This window comes from Streptomyces sp. NRRL B-3229 (assembly GCF_000719505.1).
Lineage (GTDB): Bacteria > Actinomycetota > Actinomycetes > Streptomycetales > Streptomycetaceae > Streptomyces > Streptomyces griseorubiginosus.
The window spans coordinates 158,932-179,428 of record NZ_JOGP01000002.1 but is presented as its reverse complement, the minus strand read 5'-3'; the positions used below and the strand labels follow the sequence as shown (position 1 = coordinate 179,428).

13 protein-coding genes are annotated in these 20,497 nt (G+C 73.7%); 9 read left to right on the top strand and 4 right to left on the bottom strand.

The annotated features are described in order from the left end of the window. The first annotated feature begins 45 nt into the window (after nucleotides 1-45). From IF54_RS0103755 to IF54_RS0103735, 5 genes are all read left to right on the top strand, one after another. On the top strand, nucleotides 46-1,380 hold the full coding sequence (locus IF54_RS0103755) for a hypothetical protein (RefSeq protein ID WP_030314438.1): 1,335 nt from the start codon (nucleotides 46-48) through the stop codon (nucleotides 1,378-1,380). Then, on the top strand, nucleotides 1,377-3,998 hold the full coding sequence (locus tag IF54_RS39375) for a serine/threonine-protein kinase (RefSeq protein WP_030314437.1): 2,622 nt from the start codon (nucleotides 1,377-1,379) through the stop codon (nucleotides 3,996-3,998). The genes IF54_RS0103755 and IF54_RS39375 overlap by 4 nt, the downstream gene beginning before the upstream one ends. Then, entirely contained in the window at nucleotides 3,999-5,312 is a 1,314-nt protein-coding gene (locus IF54_RS0103745; RefSeq protein WP_030314436.1) for a PP2C family serine/threonine-protein phosphatase, read from the top strand. It begins immediately after the preceding gene. A 100-nt stretch (nucleotides 5,313-5,412) separates the two neighbouring features. After that, nucleotides 5,413-6,759, top strand: coding sequence for a vWA domain-containing protein (locus IF54_RS0103740; protein WP_030314435.1), 1,347 nt, complete (start codon nucleotides 5,413-5,415; stop codon nucleotides 6,757-6,759). Between the two features lie 49 nt (nucleotides 6,760-6,808). Then, entirely contained in the window at nucleotides 6,809-8,773 is a 1,965-nt protein-coding gene (locus IF54_RS0103735; protein ID WP_030314434.1) for an FHA domain-containing protein, read from the top strand. A 13-nt stretch (nucleotides 8,774-8,786) separates the two neighbouring features. On the opposite strand, the gene IF54_RS0103730 is transcribed toward IF54_RS0103735, so the two are convergent. Next, nucleotides 8,787-9,770 (bottom strand): methyltransferase domain-containing protein, encoded by a 984-nt coding sequence (locus IF54_RS0103730; protein WP_030314433.1) that lies wholly within the window; start codon nucleotides 9,768-9,770, stop codon nucleotides 8,787-8,789. A 68-nt stretch (nucleotides 9,771-9,838) separates the two neighbouring features. Between IF54_RS0103730 and IF54_RS0103725 the strand changes: the two genes are divergently transcribed. From IF54_RS0103725 to IF54_RS0103710, 4 genes are all read left to right on the top strand, one after another. After that, complete coding sequence (locus tag IF54_RS0103725; protein WP_030314432.1) at nucleotides 9,839-10,252, top strand: globin; 414 nt, start codon at nucleotides 9,839-9,841, stop codon at nucleotides 10,250-10,252. Between the two features lie 242 nt (nucleotides 10,253-10,494). Next, nucleotides 10,495-13,689: an FtsX-like permease family protein gene (locus IF54_RS0103720; protein ID WP_234438909.1), complete on the top strand. Its 3,195-nt coding sequence runs from the start codon at nucleotides 10,495-10,497 to the stop codon at nucleotides 13,687-13,689. A 1-nt stretch (nucleotide 13,690) separates the two neighbouring features. Then, nucleotides 13,691-16,615: an FtsX-like permease family protein gene (locus IF54_RS0103715; protein WP_078851868.1), complete on the top strand. Its 2,925-nt coding sequence runs from the start codon at nucleotides 13,691-13,693 to the stop codon at nucleotides 16,613-16,615. A 59-nt stretch (nucleotides 16,616-16,674) separates the two neighbouring features. Then, nucleotides 16,675-17,631: an ABC transporter ATP-binding protein gene (locus tag IF54_RS0103710; protein ID WP_030314429.1), complete on the top strand. Its 957-nt coding sequence runs from the start codon at nucleotides 16,675-16,677 to the stop codon at nucleotides 17,629-17,631. 16 nt (nucleotides 17,632-17,647) lie between these two features. On the opposite strand, the gene IF54_RS0103705 is transcribed toward IF54_RS0103710, so the two are convergent. From IF54_RS0103705 to ettA, 3 genes are read right to left on the bottom strand one after another with little or no spacing between them, the layout of a single operon-like run. Then, nucleotides 17,648-18,316 (bottom strand): hypothetical protein, encoded by a 669-nt coding sequence (locus tag IF54_RS0103705; protein ID WP_030314427.1) that lies wholly within the window; start codon nucleotides 18,314-18,316, stop codon nucleotides 17,648-17,650. After that, the gene (locus tag IF54_RS0103700) at nucleotides 18,313-18,726 is read right to left on the bottom strand and encodes an acyl-CoA thioesterase (protein ID WP_030314425.1); all 414 of its coding nucleotides are present in this window, start codon (nucleotides 18,724-18,726) and stop codon (nucleotides 18,313-18,315) included. Before IF54_RS0103700 ends, IF54_RS0103705 begins: the two co-directional genes overlap by 4 nt. Nucleotides 18,727-18,732: 6 nt before the next feature. After that, a complete protein-coding gene (gene ettA, locus IF54_RS0103695; protein WP_030314424.1) occupies nucleotides 18,733-20,397 on the bottom strand; it encodes an energy-dependent translational throttle protein EttA in 1,665 nt (554 codons plus the stop codon). Nucleotides 20,398-20,497: the final 100 nt, after the last annotated feature.

Sequence of the window (20,497 nt, the reverse complement as noted above, 5' to 3'; positions counted from 1 at the left end):
AGACGAACAACCACTGGGCAACCCTTCAGCAGCGAGAGGTGATCGATGGGCGTCACGGGACCCCCCGGGCCGGTGATGGACCGGGACGAGGTGGACCGTGCGCTGGCGCGGCTCGGCGCGGAGCACGAGGCCATCGAGACCTCGCTCCTCGCCCTCCAGGACCACGCGGGCCGCAGACTCCTGGAAGGCGCCGCCCTCACGGGCGTGACCAAGGAGCGCTGGGAGTCCGCCGACGCCTCGATCACCCTGCTGTGGGCGTACTTCGACGCGTACACGGACGCCCTGCGCGCGGCCCGCGAGATCCGCTCCCGCCGCCGCTGGTCCAGCCGTGAGGACCTGGTGGAGCTGACCGAACTGCTGCGCGGCGAGGGTGTGACGGTCGCGGGCTCGGCCACCGCCACGGCCAACGCACCCACCCTCCAGGGCAGTTCGAGCAAGCTCAGCGAACAGTTCACGCTCGTCACCCTCGTGGAGCGGATGAACGAGCTGTACGCCACGAGCCTGGACATGGTCGTGGCCGCGGACGCGGTGTGGTCGGCGCTGCCCGCCCGCATCGACCTGCTGTCCGCCGAACTCCAGCGCACCCGCAGGCTGGCGCACTCCGTCGGCGTCCGCCCCGGCGAACACCCGGCCGGCGACGACCTGGAGCGCATCACCCGCACCCTGACCTCGCTGCGCGAGCAGGTGATCTCCGACCCGCTCGCCTTCTGGCAGCGGGCCCAGGGCAGTTCGGCGCCGGGCGGCGGCCGGCCGGACACCACGGCGTACGACCGTGAGGCGCGCGCCCTGGAGGAGGTGCGCCGGGAGATCGACGCCGTGCTCACCGTCCGGCAGGACGCGGAGGCCCGGCTGGTCAAGCTGCGGGACGTGCTCTCCCGCGCGGACCGCACGCTCGCCGAGGCGCGGACCGCGCGCGGGGAGGTCCTCGCCAAGATCGCCGCCACCGAGGTCCCGGTCGTCAGCGGGCCGCCGACCGCGCTCCAGGAGCAGTTGGCGACCGCCGCCGAGTACCGCAGACACGCCCAGTGGCACCGCCTGTCCCCGCTCCTGGAGTCCCTGGAGCAGAAGGCGGAGGACGAACTGCTGCGCGCCCGCGAGTCGTTGACGGCGGTCACCGCGCCGCTCGCGGTCCGCGCGGAGCTGCGCGGCCGGCTCGACGCCTACAAGGCGAAGGTCGCCCGGCACGGCCTGGCCGAGGACCCGTTCCTGATCGAGCGCTACGACGCGGCCCGGCGGATGCTGTGGAGCGCGCCCTGCGACCTCAGGGTCGCCGAACAGGCCGTGCTGCGGTACCAGCAGGCGGCCGCGGAACTGCTGAGCCCGCCGCGGGTGCCGCAGCAGAGCGGTCCCGAGGACCGCAGGGGGGAGTCGACGTCATGAGTCAGGAACAGCAGCCCTGCCAGCGGCCCGGCTGCGACGGCACCTACGAGGACATGGGCGGCGGGGAGCTGTACTGCGACACCTGCGGCCTCGCGCCGGTGGTCTCGGGGAGCGGCCGCGCCGGCTCGGTGCCCAGCGGCACCACGGGCGAGGGCAGGGACTCCCGGAGCAGTGGCAGTTCACGCCCCACCGGCCGCGGTTCCTCGCGTACGTCGTCCCACTCGTCGAAGTCCCGGCGCTCGGTGTCGGGACGGCTGTCGCGCTCGGTCTCGGGGAAGTCCACGGGCCGTTCGGTGTCGGTGCGCAGCTCCGGCTCGTCGGCGGGTTCGACCGGGCGCGGCCGGCTCGGCGCGGGCCTGGTCGAGGTGCCCGGGGTGCCGCGGCCCGATCCGCGGGTGATGGTCCTGGAGAACCCGGAGGTGCCCGAGCGCAAGCGGTTCTGCTCGCGCTCCGACTGCGGGGCTCCGGTGGGCCGTTCGCGCGGGGAGCGGTCCGGTCGTACGGAGGGCTTCTGCACCAAGTGCGGCAACCCGTACTCGTTCGTCCCGAAGCTGAAGGCCGGCGACATCGTGCGCGGCCAGTACGAGGTCGTGGGCTGCCTCGCGCACGGCGGCCTCGGCTGGGTCTACCTCGCCGTGGACCGGGCGGTGTCGGACCAGTGGGTGGTCCTCAAGGGTCTGCTGGACACCGGCGACCAGGACGCGATGGCGGCGGCGATCTCCGAGCGTCGGTTCCTCGCGGAGACCGTGCACGCCAACATCGTGCGGATCTACAACTTCGTGGAGCATCTCGACCAGCGCACGGGCTCGCTCGACGGCTACATCGTCATGGAGTACGTCGGCGGCAAGTCGCTCAAGGAGATCGCCAACGACCGCCGCACGGCCGACGGCAAGCGGGACCCGCTGCCGGTGGAGCAGGCCTGCGCGTACGGCATCGAGGCCCTGGAGGCACTCGGCCACCTGCACAGCCGCAACCTCCTGTACTGCGACTTCAAGGTCGACAACGCCATCCAGACCGAGGACCAGCTCAAGCTCATCGACATGGGCGCGGTTCGGCGGATGGACGACGACGAGTCGGCCATCTACGGCACGGTCGGCTACCAGGCCCCCGAGGTCGCGGAGGTCGGACCGTCCATCGCCTCCGACCTCTACACCGTCGGCCGCACCCTTGCGGTGCTGACCTTCGACTTCCAGGGCTACACCAACGTCTTCGTCGACTCGCTGCCCGACCCGGACCACATCGAGGTCTTCCGCCGGTACGAGTCCTTCTACCGGCTGCTGGTCCGCGCCACCGACCCGGACCCGGCCCGTCGTTTCGCCTCGGCCCAGGAGATGTCCGAGCAGCTGACGGGCGTGCTGCGTGAGGTCGTCTCGCTCCAGACCGGCCGGGCCAGGCCCTCCCTGTCCACCCTCTTCGGTCCCGAAGTGCGGGTCACGGACACGGAGTTGTGCCCGCGGCTGGAGGGGGACGTGTCCCGGCTCGGGGCACGGGTGGCCCCGGAGGGGCGCTGGAGCCGCAAAACGGCCGCGGGACGGCCCGCACTTACCGCGAGCACCGCATACAGCACAGGCACCACCGCCACCGCCACCGCGGGCAACGGAAGCAACGGGGGCAGCGCAAGCACCGCGGGCACCACCGCCACCGAGCGCGCCGGCGGCCCGCCCCCCAAGGCGCTCGTCAAGCCGGTCGACGCGCCCGCCGCCGCGCTGGCCCTGCCCGTCCCCCACGTCGACCCCACCGACCCCAACGCCGGTTTCCTCGCCGGGCTCATGACGACCGCGCCCGCCGAACTCCTCGGCGCCCTCTCGGCCGCGCCGGCCCAGTCCGCGGAGACCCGGCTGCGGCAGGTGCGGGCCTGGCTGGAGAACGGCGACGCGCACACCGCCGACGAGGCGTTGCGGCACCTGGAGGACGAACGGCCCGACGACTGGCGGGTGGTCTGGTACCGGGGCGTCGCGGCCCTGGTGACCGGCGACCACGAGGCCGCGGCCCTGGCCTTCGACGCGATCTACGACGCCTTCCCGGGCGAGCCCGCGCCCAAGCTCGCCCTCGGCCTGTGCGCGGAGGTGCTGGGCCAGCTCGACAACGCGGCCGAGTACTACCGGCTGGTCTGGTCGACCGACCCGAGCTATGTGAGTGCCGCGTTCGGCCTGGCCCGCGTCCAGCTCGCGACCGGGGACCGCCGGAGCGCCGTACGGACGCTGGAGTCGGTCCCCGAGTCCTCGATCCACTACACGGCCGCCCGGGTCGCCGCCGTCCGCGCACGGCTGCGAGGCCGCACCGCGACCGCGGGGGACGTACCCTTCCTGGACGACCTGACCGCCGCCGCCGGGCAGGTCGAGGCGCTGGACGCGTACGGACTGGATCCGGCGCGGCGCGAGCAGTTGTCCGCGGAGGTGCTGGGCTCGGCCCTGGACTGGATACTCTCCGGTGGCCAGGATCCCGGGTCCCCCGCCGCCGGGGGACGGGTACTGCTCGGCAGCGGACTGGACGAGCGAGGACTGCGCTTCGGCCTGGAGCGTTCGTACCGCACGCTGGCCCGGTTGGCGCGGGGCGGCGAGGAGAGGATCGACCTGGTGGAACGAGCAAACCGTTACCGCCCCCGGACGTGGGTGTAGTTGATGTCGCAGATGCCCCAGCTGTCCGCCTGCCCGAGCTGTGAGGAGCCCCTCGAGTCGGGTGACCGTTTCTGCGGTGCGTGCGGATACGACCTGTCCGCCGTGCCGGCACGGCCGGACGACAGCCCGACGCTCGCCATGAACGGCGTCCCGCCGGGCGCCGCCTGGACCGCGGACGTCCACCCCGCGGCGGAGGTCCACCGGCCGGCCGACCCGCACGGCTCCGGCCCGGCCGACCACCGACTGCCCGCCCCGTCCCCGCAGTCGGGGCCGGTTGTCGGATCGCCCGTCTCTCCCGTCACCGGGGTGCGCTTCGACCGGGCTCCGGAGCCGGACGAGTACCCCCTCCAGGCGCCGGACCCGCGGGTGGCCGCGGGACCGGCCACCCCTGCCGAAGGAACCAAGGTGTGCGTGGCCTGCCGGGCCGGCCGCGTCGACGACGACGGCTACTGCGAGAACTGCGGGCACGCCCAGCCCCGTGAGCGCGACCACATGGAGCAGGAGACCGGGCCGATCGCCGCCGTGAGCGACCGCGGCCTGCGCCACCACCGCAACGAGGACGCGTTCAGCCTCGGCACCGCGGTGCTGCCCGACGGCACGCCCGCGACCTTCGCGGTCGTCTGCGACGGCGTGTCCTCGGCGACCCGCCCCGACGACGCCTCCCTGGCCGCCTCCCGGGCCGCCGCCGAGGCCCTTCAGGCGACCCTGCCCCAGGGCACCCACCCGCAGCAGGCGCTGCACGAGGCGATCGTCGCGGCCTCCCGCGCGGTCAACTCCCTGGCCGGCGAGCCCGCCACGGCCCGCGAGCACCAGCCGCACCAGAACGCCCCCGCGTGCACGATCGTCGCCTCGGTCGTCACCCCGAGCCTGCTGGTCGTCGGCTGGGTCGGCGACAGCCGGGTCTACTGGGTGCCCACGGACCGCAGTTCACCCCCGGCCCGGCTCACCGAGGACGACTCCTGGGCCGCGCAGATGGTCGCCGCGGGCCTGATGAACGAGGCCGAGGCGTACGCCGACGAGCGTGCCCACGCGATCACCGGGTGGCTGGGCGCGGACGCCTACGAACTCGACCCGCACACCGCTTCCTTCAAGCCGGACCGGCCTGGTGTGGTGGTGGTGTGCACCGACGGTCTGTGGAACTACGCGGAGGCGGCGGAGGAGATGGCGGAGGCCGTACCGGCCGACGCCGCCGCGCGCCCGCTGCACAGCGCCCGGGTCCTGGTCGGCCACGCCCTGGACGGCGGGGGCCACGACAACGTAACAGTGGCCGTCGTGCCGTTCCCGACCCCCTTGCAGGGGGCAGGATCGGCCTGAGGCCGAAAGCACGCACGGGGATGCCTCGCGGGCCGGAGGGGACCGGTCCGCCGTCAGTCAGCACTCCGACGTGGGGTGCGCGAGGGGGATTTGAGTAGGCATGGCCAATTTCTCGAAGTCGAACGTGCCGCAGTTCTCGCTGGACGTCTACCAGAACGAGTACCTGCCCGAGGGCGGCCGCGAGGTCAACGCGATCGTCACGGTGACCGCGACCGGCGGCGGCACGATCGGAAGCGCGGCCACCACGTCCCATCTGTGGTCGGCGGGCCGGGGCCCGTCCGCCGCGGTGGCGCTGATGGTCGACTGCTCGGGCTCGATGGACTACCCGCCGACGAAGATGCGCAACGCCCGTGACGCCACGGCCGCCGCCATCGACACCCTGCGCGACGGGGTGCACTTCACGGTGATCGACGGCACCCACGTGGCCAGGGAGGTGTATCCCGGCGGCGGCCGGCTCGCGGTCGCCGACGCCACCACCCGAGGCCAGGCCAAGCAGGCCCTGCGCAAGCTGAGCGCGGGCGGCGGTACGGCCATCGGCACCTGGCTGCGTCTCGCCGAGCGCCTGCTGTCCTCGGCGGACGTCGCCATCCGGCACGGCATCCTGCTCACCGACGGCCGCAACGAGCACGAGTCGCCCCAGGACCTCAAGGCCGCCCTGGACGCCTGCGCCGGTCGTTTCACCTGTGACGCACGGGGCGTGGGCACCGACTGGGAAGTGAAAGAAGTCACAGGGATCGCCTCCGCCCTGCTCGGCTCGGCCGACATCGTCGCCGACCCGGCCGGGCTGGCCGCCGACTTCACGCAGATGATGGAGGCGGCGATGGGCAAGGAGGTCGCGGACGTCGCCCTGCGGGTGTGGACCCCGGTCGGCACCACGATCAAGTTCGTCAAGCAGGTCGCGCCCACCGTCGAGGAACTCACCGACCGCCGTACCGAGGCCGGTCCGCGCGCCGGGGACTACCCCACCGGCTCCTGGGGGGACGAGTCCCGTGACTACCACGTGTGCGTCGAGGTCCCGGCCGCGAACATAGGCCAGGAGATGCTCGCCGCCCGCGTCTCGCTGGTGGTCCCGCAACCCGACGGCACGGTCGGGAACCTGGGCACACCGGGTCTCGTACGGGCCGTGTGGACCGACGACATGGTGGCCTCGACGTCGATCAACCCCCAGGTCGCCCACTACACCGGCCAGGCCGAACTGGCACAGGCGATCCAGCAGGGACTGGATCTGCGCAAAGCGGGCGATATCGATGGAGCAACGGCCAAACTGGGCCGGGCCGTTCAGCTCGCGAACGACTCGGGGAACGCGGATACTGCGAAACTGCTTTCGAAGGTGGTCGACGTGGTCGACGCCACGACAGGTACTGTGCGACTGAAGGCGAAGGTCGAGGAGGCCGACGAGATGACTCTCGAGACCCGGTCGACAAAGACGGTTCGTGTAAAGAAGTAGACAGTTTCCGACGTAGAAGTTCCCTGATCCGAGAGGGGGAAGCGCCGACATGCCGACCTGCCCGAACGGACACCAGTCGGGTTCCGACGACTGGTGCGAGGTCTGCGGTCACCGCATGGCCGGTGCCGTGCCTCCGCCCCCTCCGCCGCCGCCCGGTCAGGGTGGGGGCGGCTACGGCTTCCCCCCGCCCGGCGGTCCCGGCGGTCCCGGTGGCCAGCCGGGTGGACGTTCCCATCTGTCCGCCGTGCCCGACCCGGAGCCGGAGCTCTGCCCGCAGTGCCGTACGCCCCGGGAGGGCGGCGCGCCCTTCTGCGAGGAGTGCCGGTGGAACTTCCTCACGAACACGGCGACCTCGTACACCCCGGCCGCCCCGCGTCCGCCGGCCGGTTCCGGGGGTCCGCCCTCGCACTTCCAGCAGCAGTCGGCGCCTGGCCCGTCCTTCGGCGGCGGTGACTCCTACGAGTACCAGGGCTCGCGCCCGTCCCAGGTGAACCGCCCGGCGGAACCGATCCCCTTCGGCTCGGAGCCGTCGGGCCGCTCGGGTCCGGGTGGACCCGGTGGCCCCGCCGGACCCGGTGGACCGGGCTCGTCCGGCCCCGGTGGTCCCGGCGCTCCGGGTGGCCCGCAGAGCTTCCCCGGCGACCCGTCCCGCCCCGGCGGACCTGGTGCGTCCGGTGGTCCCGGGGGCCCCGGCTCAGCCGGTCCTTCCGGTTTCCAGGGCGGTCCCGGTGCGCCCGGCGGCTCCGGTCCTTCCGGTTTCCCGGGCGACACGTCCCGCCCCAGCGGCTCCGGTCCTTCCGGTTTCCCGGGCGGCCCCGGCTCGTCCGGCCCCGGTGGGCGGCAGGGCTTCCCGGGTGACTCCGGTCGCCCCGGCGCACCTGGCCCCTCCGGTTTCCCCGGCGACCCCGCCCGTCCCGGCGGCTCCGGTCCTTCCGGTTTCCCGGGCGACACGTCCCGCCCCGGCGGCTCCGGTCCTTCCGGTCCGGGCGGCCCGAGTGGTCCCGGCGGCGGTCCCGGTGGCCCCGGCGGCTACGGCTCCCCGCAGCCCGGCTCCCCGCAGGCCCCCTCCGGCCCGGGCGGCCCCGGCTCGTCCGGTCCCGGCGGCCCAGGTGGTCCCGGTGGTTACGGCTACCCCCAACCCGGCTCCCCCCAGGCCCCCTCCGGCCCGGGCGGCCCCGGCGGTTACGGCGGCCCCCCCACCCAGCCAGGCCCGGGCTCCCAGGGCCCCGGTGGCCCGCAGGGCTTCCCCGGTGGTCCCGGCCCCGGCACCCCCGGCGGTCCGCCGAACTTCGGTGCCGACCCCTCCCGCCCGGTCCCGCCGCCCCCCGGTCCCGGTGGCACGAGCGGTGCCCCGCAGGGCTTCCAGGCACAGGGTGCCTCCGCCCCGCCCGCCTTCCCGCAGGAGACCGGCCGGCCGCAGCAGGGCGGTCCGTCCTTCGGCGGTGACGACTGGGTCATCTCCCCGCCGTCCTCCACCGCCCCGGGCGGCCCCGGAGGCGGCCCTGGTGGTGGTCCCGGCAACGGCCCGGGCGGTCCCGGCGGTTACGGCTACCCCCAGCCCGGCGCCACCCAGGCCCCGCCCAGCCCCTCCTTCCAGCAGCAGGGCCCGGCGACCTGGACGGCGACCATCGGCCCTGACCGCGAGTACTTCATGGCGATGATGCAGCGCTCCGGCCCCGAGGCCGCGGGCCTGAACCTGCCGGCGTACTCCCCCGAGCAGCAGCGTCAGCTCACCGGCAACCAGGTCACCATCGGCCGTCGCCGGCACTCCACCGGAGACACCCCCGACGTGGACCTGTCGGTGCCGCCGGAGGATCCGGGCGTCTCGCACCAGCACGCGGTGCTGGTGCAGCAGCCGGACGGCTCGTGGGCGGTCGTCGACCAGAACTCCACCAACGGCACCACGGTCAACGGCGCCGAGGAGCCGATCACACCGTTCGTGCCGGTGCCGTTGCAGGACGGCGACCGGGTCCACGTGGGCGCGTGGACGACGATCACGATCAGGCGCGGCTAGGAAGGCGAGCGGGTCACCGGAGGGGCCAGACGTAGGGTCCCTCCGGTGAGTCCAGCCAGGCCCACTCCCGCTCTCCCGCGACCGTGACGCCGTAGCGCTCCCGGCTCGGCCTGCCCTCGCGTTCCCACAGCGCGTACGCCTCCTGTGGTTCGAGGCCGGCCCGGCTCAGCTCCAGCAGGAACCGGTACAGCTCGCTCTCCCGGGCCGCGCGCGGCACCCCGCCCAGTTCGACGGGGCCCGTCTCGTGCCGCTCCGCGCCCCGCAGGGGCACGAAGTAGGCGGGCGTGGGCAGGAAGCGGCCCTCGGCGTGCCCGGCGTCCCGGACGGTCAGGGCGATCAGTCCGGTGGCGAGCGGGGTCAGGATCCGTGCGCCGGGCCGGCACTGGGCGAGCCAGGCGAGCGGGACCGACGGCAGGGTGCAGGTGACGATGATCCGGTCGAAGGGGGCGCGTTCGGGAACCCCGCGCGCGCCGTCACCGGTCACGACGACGGGACGGTGGCCGGCCGCGGCCAGGTGCCGCCGGGCCGCCTCGGTGATCTCCGGTTCCAGGTCGACGGTGGTGACGAGGTCGTCGTCGCCGAGCCGGTGCGCGAGCAGGGCCGCGTTGTAGCCGGTGCCCGCGCCGATCTCCAGGACGCGGTGTCCGGGCCCCACCCGCAGCTCGGTCAGCATCATCGCCATCAGCGAGGGCTGGCTGCTGGAGGTGAGCAGCTCGCCGTCGCGCAGCCGGGTGGCCAGCGGGGCGTCGGCGTAGGCCCCGCGCACCCACCTCTCCCGGCTGCGCGGATCCGGGCTCTCGCCCCAGCGCCGCTCGTGGCCCCCCATGACACCGACGTAGTAGTACGGCACGAACAGGTGCCGGGGCACCGCCTCGAAGGCCTCCCGCCACACCGGGTCGGCGGCCCAGGCCCCGCTCGCGTCGATCTCCCGCACCAGCGCCGCCCGTGCGGAGGCGGCGAGTTCGGCGAGATCGCGGTCGAGAGCGTGCGCGCTCATACCTCCACTCTGCACCCTGGGCACCGGAGGTCCTAAGCCTCGAGTCCTCGTCCGGCCCGTCTGAGACCATGGATGACGTGAAAGAGATCCGGCGCGGCACGCTTCAGACGCAGACCTTCTACGAGCAGGTCGGCGGGGAGGAGACCTTCCGCCGCCTCGTCCACCGTTTCTACGAGGGAGTCGCCGAGGACCCGGTCCTGCGGCCCATGTACCCCGAGGAGGACCTCGGGCCGGCCGAGGAGCGGCTGGTGCTGTTCCTGATGCAGTACTGGGGCGGGCCGACGACGTACAGCGACAACCGCGGCCATCCGCGGCTGCGGATGCGGCACGCGCCGTTCGCCGTGGACCGCGCGGCGCACGACGCCTGGCTGAAGCACATGCGGGTCGCCGTCGACGAGCTCGGGCTGTCCGAGGCGCACCGGACGCAGCTGTGGGACTACCTGACGTACGCGGCCGCTTCGATGGTGAACACCGCCGACTGATCACCGCCCACTGCTCATCGCCGAGCGATCACCACTGACCTATCACCCTGACCGATCACCTCTGCGTGACCGTCGTTCACTGATTGCCGGATTCCGGTCGTGGGACGTCGGATTCCGATCACAATCAGGTCAAGTCCGGGCTACAAGCGCTTACCCGTGACCTTCCCCTCTGACATTCTCGCCCGGAGGTCGCAACACGGGCGGGGGGCCGCGTGACGGGGTTCGGGGGAATCGCACGTCTGGTGTTCCTGCGTGCGCGGGCGCACCGGCTGCTGCTGGCGGCCGCACTGCTCACGGTCCTGCTCACCACCGCGGTCCTGGCGACCCTGACCGCCTACTCGGGCGCTATCGGTGACGCGGCCCTGCGGCACGCCCTGGGGGACCCGCGGAACGCCGCCGACACCGCCCTGGTCGTCAAGGCGGGTGTGCCCGAGGACCGTCGCAAGGCCGCCGACACCGTCGTACGCCACGTGGCGCGGCAGACCTTCGACGGCCTGCCGGTGACCGTGCGGACCCTGCTCAGGTCCGGCCCGTACGCGCTGCCCCGTTCGTTGCAGCCGGAGGCCGAGCGGTCCGGGGACCCCGATCTGACCCACTTCGCCGCACTGGACCGCAGCCGGGTGCGGCTGGTGGAGGGGCGGCTGCCGCGGAAGGCCGACGGGCAGGTGGAGGTGGCGCTCCCGCGGGCCGCCGCGCTCGCCCTCGGCCTGCGCCCCGGTGCCCGCTTCACCCTCACCGACCGGCTGGGCGGCCCCCCGGTACGGGTGACGGTGACCGGCCTGTACCGGCCCGTGCACGTCGACGACCCGTACTGGCTCCTCGACGATCTGCACGGGCGGGGCGTCAACAAGCTCGACTTCACGACGTACGGCCCGCTCCTCGCCGATTCCGGCGCGCTCACCGACGGCACGGTGAGCGTCGGCACGTCGGGCTGGCTGGCGTCGGCCGACTTCGCGACGGTGACGACCACGCGCACCGACGCCCTGCGCGAGGCGGCCCTCGCCGGGAACGCGGCCCTGCGCAAGGAGCCCTCGCTCGGCGGCGCCACGACCGCGTCGACCGCCCTGCCCGAGGTTCTGGACCGCACGGACCGCTCCCTGCTGCTGTCCCGCTCCACCCTCCTGATCGTCGCCCTCCAGCTGGTGCTGCTGGCGGGCTGTGCCCTGCTGCTGGTGGCGGGGCTGCTGAGCAGTGAACGCACCGGTGAGAGCAGGCTGTTGCTGGCGCGGGGCGGCTCCCGCGGCCGGATCGCGGGCCTCGCCGCCCTGGAGGCGCTGCTGCTCGCCCTGCCCGCACTGGTCTGCGCCCCGCTGCTGGCCGGCCCGCTGACCCGCCTGCTGGCCGGGCGGGGCCCGTTGGCCCGGATCGGGCTGCGTCTCGACGTGCCGCGGGACGGGCAGCCGGCGGTGTGGCTGGTGGCGGCGGGCGTCGCGCTGGGATGTGCCCTGGCGGTCACCCTGCCCGCGCTGACCTCGTCGTTCGCGCGTACCCGTGCCCGGACACTGCCGGGACCGGTGCGTGCGGGGGCCGACCTCGGGCTGCTGGTCGTGGCCGGGGTGGCGTACTTCCAGCTCAGCCGGCAGACCTCCGGTGCCGTGACCGACGACAGTTCCGGGGTGCTCGGCGTGGACCCGCTGCTGGTGGCGGCGCCCGCGCTGGCACTGCTCGCCGGGACCGTGCTGACGCTGCGGCTGCTGCCGTTGCTGGCCCGGCTCGCCGAACGCCGGGCGACGCGCGGGCGCGGACTGAGCGCGGCCCTGGCGGGCTGGCAGATCGCCCGCCGTCCGATGCGCGGCGCGGGCCCGGTGCTGCTGCTGGTGCTCGCGGTGGCCCTGGGCATGCTCGCGATCGGACAGGGCGCGTCCTGGAACCGTTCGCAGTCCGACCAGGCCGACTTCCGCGCCGGGGCGCCGGTGCGGGTGCTGGCCGCCGGCAACGCGGGTCTCGGCCACACCGACGAGTACGCGGCCGTCCCGGGCGTACGACGGGTCGCACCCGCCGCCCGGTCCGAACTCCCGCTGTCCGGCAGCCGGGTGGCGACGGTGCTGGCCCTGGACACCTCGCGCGCCTTGATGCTGATCCGACCCGACCTGCACTCCGGGCCCTTCCTCCAGGGGCTCGGCCCGAGCGGGGCGACGACGGGCGTGCAGGTGCCCGCGGGCACGACCCGGCTGCGGCTGACGATGGCCCTCAGCGGTTCCGACCCGAGCACCGCCGTCCAGGTCGCCGTCACCCTGGAGGACCGCTACGGCACGCCCTACCGGCTCCTGATCGGCCAGATCCCCGGCGACGGACGGCCCCACGCGCTGGACGCCTTCCTGCCCGGGAACCCGCTGACCCTCACCGACCTGGAGCTGGCCGTGCCCGTCCCGCGCGGCAGCGCCGAGAAACACCGCCTCACCGTCAGCGAGTTGAGCGCCACGGGCACCGACGGGAAGGTCAGCCGGCTGCCGTTGCCCACCGGCTGGAAGGCCGTCTCGCAGAGCGAGGGGGTGGCCTCGACGCCGAACGACAAGAACAAACCCGCCCCGCCCAAACTGAGTTCGGGGTCCGGGCGGCTGGTGGCGGCCTACGGCACCGGATTCATCCCGTCCGACGACAGCTGGAGCGTGGGGGTGCTCACGGTCCGGCTGAAGGCCCCGCAGCCCAAGCCCGCCGAGGTCACGGCCGTGGCCACCCAGCGGTTCCTGGACTCGGCGGCCGCCTTGGTCGGGGGGCGGCTGGACGTGCCGCTGGCCGGTGAGACCGTGTCGGTGCGCATCGTGCGCTCCGTGGCGGAGCTGCCGACCGCCACGGAGAACGGCGGCGCCCTGCTGCTCGATCTGCGGTCCGTGAACCGGGAGTTGCAGGCGCGGTACGGCGAGAGCGTCGAGCCGACCGAGTGGTGGCTGTCGACCCGGCCGGGCGCCGCGGACCGGGTCGCGGCGGCCCTGCGGGAGCGGCCCGACATCGACCCCACGCAGGTCGTGGTGCGGGACGAGATCGCCGGGCAGCTGCGCGACGACCCGTTCGGCGCGGGCCCCGAGGCCGCGTTCACGGCGGCGGCCGGAGTGGCGGCGGCGCTGGCGGCGGTCGGGTTCGCGGTGAGCGCGGCCGGGTCGCTGCGGGAGCGGGGCGCGGAGTTCGCCGTACTGCGTGCCCTCGGGTCCCCGCGCCGGCGGCTGGCCCGGGCGGTCGCCCTGGAGCAGAGCGTCCTGGTGCTGCTGGCGCTGCTGGCGGGCGCCCTGCTGGGCGCGGTGCTGACCCGGGCGGTGATCCCGCTGATCGTGCTCACGGACCAGGCGACCCGGCCGGTCCCCACGGTCCTGGTCCAGCTCCCCCTCGGGCATGCGGCCGCACTCGTGGCGGCGGTGGCCCTCGCCCCCCTCCTGGTGACGGCGGCGCTGTCCCTACGACGAACGGATCCTGCGCGGGCGCTGCGCGAGGGGAGTGAGTGAGATGAGGTGGTTCAGGCGGGGCGGAGCGGGGTCGTCCGGGGAGCGCGGAGCCGGGTCGTACGGGGAGCGCGGAGCGGGGTCGTCCGGGGAGGGCGGAGCCGGGTCGTCCGGGGAGGGCGGAGCCGGGTCGTCCGGAGAGGGCGGAGCCGGGTCGTCCCCCGAGACCGGCACCACGACCACCGGGCCTGATGGGCGCGCGGCCTCCCGGGTCCATGTCCCCTGGGTCCGTACCCGGCTCCGGGCCGCGACCGGCGCCGCCTGTGCGCTCGCGCTGCTGGTCGCGCTGACGGCGTGCCTCGCGGCCGCGTTCCCGCGCGCGGTCGACCGGTACGAGGACTCCGGGCTGCGCCGGGCCGCCGAGCAGGCCCGCCCCGACCGGACCGTCATCGAGGTGTACGCCCCGCCACCCTCCCCGATGGACTCGTCCGCCACACGCGAGAACGCACTGCGCCCCGACGCGCTGGCCTCGCAGGACAGCCAGGTCCGCGCCCGGATCCCGGGCCCGCTCGTCATCGACCGGGGTCAGTCGGCGTACGGCGTGCGCAGCTCGCAGGACGTCCCGGTGCTGGACCCGTGGCTGCCGCGGCCGACCGGGGACCCCCCGCAGATGACACTGGTCGCGCAGTCCGGCCTCGCCGCCCACTCCTCCCTCGCCCAGGGGCGGTTGCCGCGCGCCGACGGCCAAGTGACCTCGACGACCGACCGGTTGGAGGCCGCGGTCAGCACGGACACGGCCAAGGCCCTGCACATCAAGGTCGGTTCGGTGCTGCACACCGGCGTCTACACCGTCCGGGTCACGGGCATCGTCACCCCGCGGGACCCGCAGGGCGCCTACTGGTCGACCAAGACCGTCCTGCGCACCCCGGCCGTGATCCGCGAACCCCTGCCGTCCACCGACATGTACTGGGTCGGCGCCCTGCTGCTCGCCCCGGACGCCGGGCCCGCCCTGCTCGCCCGTGACGGAAGGCCCGAGCGCTACTGGCAGTTGGCCCCCGACGTACGGGCCCTGCGGGCCCGCGACATCCCGGCGCTGCGGTACGCGATCTCCTCCCTGGAGGCCGGTCCCGCGCTGCGGGAGGTGCGCCGGAGGATCGACGGCCCGTCCACCGAACTCTCGGTGCTCAACGGCAGCACCGAGGTCACCACCGATTTCGACGACGTCCTCATCGCCTACGACCGGATCCGCGACAGCATCGCCCCGCTCGTCGCCGTCGCCGCGTTCGGCACCGGCACGGTCGCCGCCGTCGTCCTGCTGATGGCGGGCGGCCTCACCGCGGAACGCCGCCGGGCCGAGCTCGCCCTGCTGCGCGCCCGGGGAGTCTCCCTGCGCGGTCTCACGGCCCGGCTCCTCGCCGAGACGGCCGCCGTCGCCGTTCCGGCGGGCGCCGTCGGCCTCGGCGTCGCGCTGCTCGCCGTCCCCGCGGACCGTGCCGGCGCCGCCGCCTGGGCCTCCGCAGCGGTCACCGCCGTCGCCTGCGCGGCCCTTCCCCTGCGCGCGGTCGCGGCCCACCGCGTGGTCCGCGTGCACACCGGCCGCGAGGACGTCGCGTCCGTACGGCCGTCCCGGCGCCGTACGGTCGCCGAGCTGACGCTGCTGGTGCTGGCCGCGGGGGCGGTGGAGTCGCTGCGCCGGCGCGGCACCTCGGGCTCGGCGGGCGATCTCGTCTCCCTGGCACCGGTGCTGCTGGGGGTGATCGCGGCGCTGGTCCTGGTCCGCGTGTACCCGCTGCCGCTGCGCGGCCTGGCCCGGCCCGCCGCCCGGCTGCGCGGCGCGGTGGCGCACCTTTCCCTGGCCCGCGCGGGCCGTACCTCGGCCTCCGCCGTGCTGCCGCTGCTCGCCCTGCTGACAGCTCTGACCACTGCGGCCTTCGGCGGCTCGGTCCTCGCGGGCGTGCGGGAGGCCCGCGACCACGCCGCCCTGCTCTCGGTCGGCGCCGACGCCCGCGTGGAGTCGGCTGCACCGCTTCCGTCGGGGCTCCCGGACCGGCTGCGCCGTACGCCGGGAGTGAGCGGCCTGTCCGCGATGAGCGTCACCGACGCGAAAACGGGCGGCGGGGCGCAGTCGCTGCCGCTCGTCGGGGTGGACCCCGCCGACTACGCGGCCCTGTCGGCCCGGACCGGCCTGGGCGCCTTCCCGCAGCGCGAGTTGAAGGCGGCGGCCTCCGGCGCGGCGACCCCGGCCCTGGCCTCCCGGGCCACCGCCGAGACGTACGGCACCCGGCCCTTCCCGGTCCTCTTCCCGGACGGCAGCACCCTCACCGTCCGCATCACCGAGGTCCTCGACGGCACCGCCGCGGTCTCGGGTCCGGACTTCCTGGTCGTGGACCGGGCGGCCCTGGGCCAGGAGGCGGCCCGGCCGACGGGGCTGCTGCTGACCGGCGAGCACCTGGACGGCAGGGCCCTGCGCGAGGCCGCCCCGAAGACCGCGACCGTGCGCCTGCGGTCCGAGGAGCGGGCGGCCTACGTCGACTCCCCCCTCCAGACCGGTGCCGAACGCGTGTACACGGCGGCGGTGGCGGCCGGCACGGGCTACGCGCTCCTCGCCCTCCTGCTGTCCCTGCTGCGCACGGCCCCCGAGCGCAGCGCCCTGCTGGCCCGCCTGCGCACGATGGGCCTCACCCGGGCGGCGGGCCGGCGCCTGCTGATCCTGGAGTCCCTCCCCCAGGCGTTCCTGGCCGCCCTGGGCGGCACCCTGACGGGCTGGGCGACGATCCGTCTGCTGTCCCCGGGGATCGACCTGACCGCCGTCGCCCTCCCCACGGCCGAACCGGACTCCGGCGCGGTGGAGTTGCGCATGGACCTGCTGTCCCTGGCGCTGCCGGCGGCGGCCGTGCTGCTGCTGGCCGTCGGCGTGGGGGTCGGACAGGCCTGGTGGTCGGGACGACGGGGGTCGGTGACGGAACTGAGAGCGGGTGACGCCCGCTGAACCGCTGCGACAGCCCCTTGAACAGCCCTGATGCCGGACCGCAGTCCAGGAGAAGGCCCATGACCACGAACCCCACCCTCACGGATCTGGCCCAGCGGGCGACCGCCGCCCGCAACCGGCCCGGCTACGGCCACGACGCCCTGATCACCTGCGACCGGCTCGTCCGCATCTTCACCACGGACGGCGTGGAGGTCCAGGCCCTCCAGGGCCTCGACCTCCTGGTGCGCGAGGGTGAACTCCTCGCCCTGGTGGGCGCGTCCGGCAGCGGCAAGTCCACCCTCATGAACATCCTCGCCGGCCTCGACACCCCCACCGCGGGGGCGGCCCGGGTCGCCGGCCACGACCTGCTCACCATGACCGCGAAGGACCGCCTGGCCTATCGCCGCAGGACCGTCGGCTTCGTCTGGCAGCAGACCTCCCGCAATCTGCTCCCCTATCTCACCGCGGCCCAGAACATCACCCTGCCCATCCAGCTCTCCGGCGCCCGGACATCCCGCCGCGCCCAGACCGAACGGGCCCTGGAACTGCTGGAGTTGCTGGAGGTGGCGGACTGCCGCAACCGCCGCCCGCACCAGATGTCCGGCGGCCAGCAGCAGCGCGTGGCGATCGCGGTCGCGCTGGCCAACGACCCCGCGGTCCTGCTCGCCGACGAACCGACAGGCGAACTCGACTCCCACACCGCGGAACAGATCTTCGCCGCGTTCCGCACGGCCAACGAGCAGCTCGGCACGACGATCGTCATCGTCACCCACGACCAGGCCGTGGCCTCGGAGGTCCGCCGCGCGGTGGCCATCCGGGACGGCCGTACGGCCACGGAGGTCCTGCGCCGCAGTCAGGTCGACGCGACCACGGGCCACGAGACCATGGTGGCGCGGGAGTACGCGATGCTGGACCGCGCGGGCCGCCTCCAGCTCCCGAAGGAGCACATCGAGGCACTGGGCATGCGCGACCGGGTCGCGCTGGAACTGGAACCGGACCACATCGGGGTGTGGCCGGACGACAGCGACCGGGACTGAAGGGTCGACGCGGCGGTCAGCGCACGCTGACGCCGAGCGTCCCAAGTCCCCCTTGCCGTACGGCTATCGAGCCGTACGGCGTGCGCAGCCGCAGCCACGCTCCGGAGGAGAACAGCGCGGACTCACCGCCGGGCCGCAGGAACCCGAGCGACTGGGCCGCGTGCACGGCCCGCACGGGAAGCCGGGTGTCCGCCACGGTCCGGGACCAGATCTCCCGCCCGATGCGGTCGAGTTCGGCCCTGGTACGCCCCTCGGGCCCCAACTCCTCGGTACGGGAACGGAATTCGGCGACCCCGCTGAGGACGAGCGCACGCAGCGCCTCCGGCGCCGGAAGACCGTCCACGGGCTGCCACCCGCCGCGCGGCGGCAGCACCCCGGCCCAGGGCGGACCGGTCACCGCCGCCGGCACGACCGCCGTGCCCGCGCTCTCGTCGACGGACTCCAGGAGCTCGCCGGCGGACACGGTCACGTCCAGGGAGACGTCGAGCCCGTTCTCGTACGGCTTCGCGAGCCGCACCGCGCGGATCGCCAGCACCTCGAAGGACGGCGGCCGTCCGAAGACGGCGAGCGCGGTGCCGGCCCCCTGGAGGCGCACCGCGGCCGAGCGGTCGTAGTGGAGCAGCCGGGTGAGGAAGGCGGCGAGGTCGGCCGCCTCCGACTCGTCGGCGAGATGGAGCACCGTCATGCGGCGACGGCCTCCTCCTTGTCCTCGTCCCGGTACCCCTCCAGGAACTCCCGTTCCTCGGCGGTGATCCGGCGCGGCCGCTGCGCCTCGAAGTCGAACGGCACGACCACCGTCGAGGCCCGTACGTAGACCAGGTCGTCGTCCTTCACCTCGTAGGAGATGGTGAAGGACGCCGCTCTGATCTGCGAGACCCACAGCTCGATGTCCACCGGGTGGTGCCGGTGGACGAGCTGACGCTTGTAGTCGATCTCGTGGCGCGCCACCACGGACCCCTGCCGGAAGTCCTTCTCCGGCCGGAAGAGGAAGTCGATCCGGGCTTCCTCCAGGTAGCGGACGAAGACGGCGTTGTTGACATGGCCGTAGGCATCCATGTCGGACCAGCGCAGCGGGCAGCGGTAGAGGTGACGCAAGATCGATCAGCCCCGGGTCAGCTTCTTGTAGGTGGCGCGGTGCGGACGCGCGGCGTCCGGGCCGAGCCGCTCGATCTTGTTCTTCTCGTACGACTCGAAGTTGCCCTCGAACCAGAACCACTTGGAGTCGCCCTCGTAGGCGAGGATGTGCGTGGCCACCCGGTCCAGGAACCAGCGGTCGTGGGAGACGACCACGGCCGCGCCCGGGAACTCCAGGAGCGCGTTCTCCAGCGAGCCGAGGGTCTCGACGTCGAGGTCGTTGGTCGGCTCGTCGAGGAGCAGCAGGTTGCCGCCCTGCTTGAGGGTGAGCGCCAGGTTGAGACGGTTGCGCTCACCGCCGGAGAGGACACCGGCGGGCTTCTGCTGGTCCGGGCCCTTGAAGCCGAACGCGGACACGTACGCGCGGCTCGGCATCTCGACCTGGCCCACGTTGATGTAGTCCAGCTCGTCCGACACGACCGCCCAGAGGGTCTTCTTCGGGTCGATGTTGGCGCGGCTCTGGTCGACGTACGAGATCTTCACGGTCTCGCCGACCTTGATGGAGCCGGAGTCCGGGGTCTCCAGACCCTGGATCATCTTGAAGAGGGTGGTCTTGCCGGCGCCGTTGGGGCCGATGACACCCACGATGCCGTTGCGCGGCAGGGTGAAGCTGAGGTCGTCGATGAGGAGCTTGTCGCCGAAGCCCTTGCTGAGGTTGTTCACCTCGACGACGATGCTGCCGAGCCGCGGGCCCGGCGGGATCTGGATCTCCTCGAAGTCCAGCTTCCGCATCTTGTCGGCCTCGGCGGCCATCTCCTCGTACCGCGCGAGACGGGCCTTGGACTTGGCCTGCCGTCCCTTGGCGTTGGAGCGGACCCACTCGAGCTCTTCCTTGAGCCGCTTGGCGCGCTTGGCGTCCTTCTGGCCCTCGACCTTGAGACGGGTCTGCTTGGTCTCGAGGTACTTGGAGTAGTTGCCCTCGTAGCCGTGCAGGCGGCCGCGGTCGACCTCGCAGATCCAGCCGGCCACGTTGTCCAGGAAGTACCGGTCGTGGGTGACGGCGACGATGGTGCCGTCGTACTTGGCGAGGTGCTGCTCCAGCCAGTTCACCGACTCGGCGTCGAGGTGGTTGGTGGGCTCGTCGAGGAGCAGCAGGTCGGGGGCCTCCAGCAGGAGCTTGCACAGCGCCACACGCCGCTTCTCACCACCGGAGAGGTTGGTGACCTGCCAGTCGCCGGGCGGGCAGCCGAGGGCGTCCATGGCCTGCTCCAGCTGGGCGTCGAGGTCCCACGCGTTGGCGTGGTCGAGCTCCTCCTGGAGCTTGCCCATCTCGTCGAGCAGCGCGTCGCTGTAGTCGGTGGCCATCAGCTCGGCGATCTCGTTGAACCGGTCGAGCTTGCCCTTGACCTCGGCGACACCCTCCTGGACGTTCTCCAGGACGGTCTTCTCCTCGTTGAGCGGGGGCTCCTGGAGGAGGATGCCGACGGTGTAACCGGGTGCGAGGAACGCGTCACCGTTCGACGGCTGGTCCAGCCCCGCCATGATCTTCAGGATCGTGGACTTACCGGCACCGTTCGGGCCGACCACACCGATCTTCGCGCCGGGCAGGAAGTTCAGCGAGACGTCGTCAAGGATGACCTTGTCGCCGATTGCCTTGCGCGTCTTGCGCATGGTGTAGATGTACTCAGCCAAGAGAAACCGTCCGGCAGCTTGAAATCTGGCAGTGGGCAGATACACCCCATCTTGCCTGAGGTCCACCCTTGGGTGGTAACCCGTTCGGTCGGGGGGCTGT

Bases quoted from the DNA above. Each gene is read 5' to 3' on its own strand.
- IF54_RS0103755 (WP_030314438.1), top strand. From the start codon at position 46: ATGGGCGTCACGGGACCCCCCGGGCCGGTGATGGACCGGGACGAGGTG.
- IF54_RS39375 (WP_030314437.1), top strand. From the start codon at position 1,377: ATGAGTCAGGAACAGCAGCCCTGCCAGCGGCCCGGCTGCGACGGCACC.
- IF54_RS0103740 (WP_030314435.1), top strand. From the start codon at position 5,413: ATGGCCAATTTCTCGAAGTCGAACGTGCCGCAGTTCTCGCTGGACGTC.
- IF54_RS0103735 (WP_030314434.1), top strand. From the start codon at position 6,809: ATGCCGACCTGCCCGAACGGACACCAGTCGGGTTCCGACGACTGGTGC.
- IF54_RS0103730 (WP_030314433.1), bottom strand. From the start codon at position 9,770: ATGAGCGCGCACGCTCTCGACCGCGATCTCGCCGAACTCGCCGCCTCC.
- IF54_RS0103725 (WP_030314432.1), top strand. From the start codon at position 9,839: ATGGATGACGTGAAAGAGATCCGGCGCGGCACGCTTCAGACGCAGACC.
- IF54_RS0103715 (WP_078851868.1), top strand. From the start codon at position 13,691: ATGAGGTGGTTCAGGCGGGGCGGAGCGGGGTCGTCCGGGGAGCGCGGA.
- IF54_RS0103710 (WP_030314429.1), top strand. From the start codon at position 16,675: ATGACCACGAACCCCACCCTCACGGATCTGGCCCAGCGGGCGACCGCC.
- IF54_RS0103705 (WP_030314427.1), bottom strand. From the start codon at position 18,316: ATGACGGTGCTCCATCTCGCCGACGAGTCGGAGGCGGCCGACCTCGCC.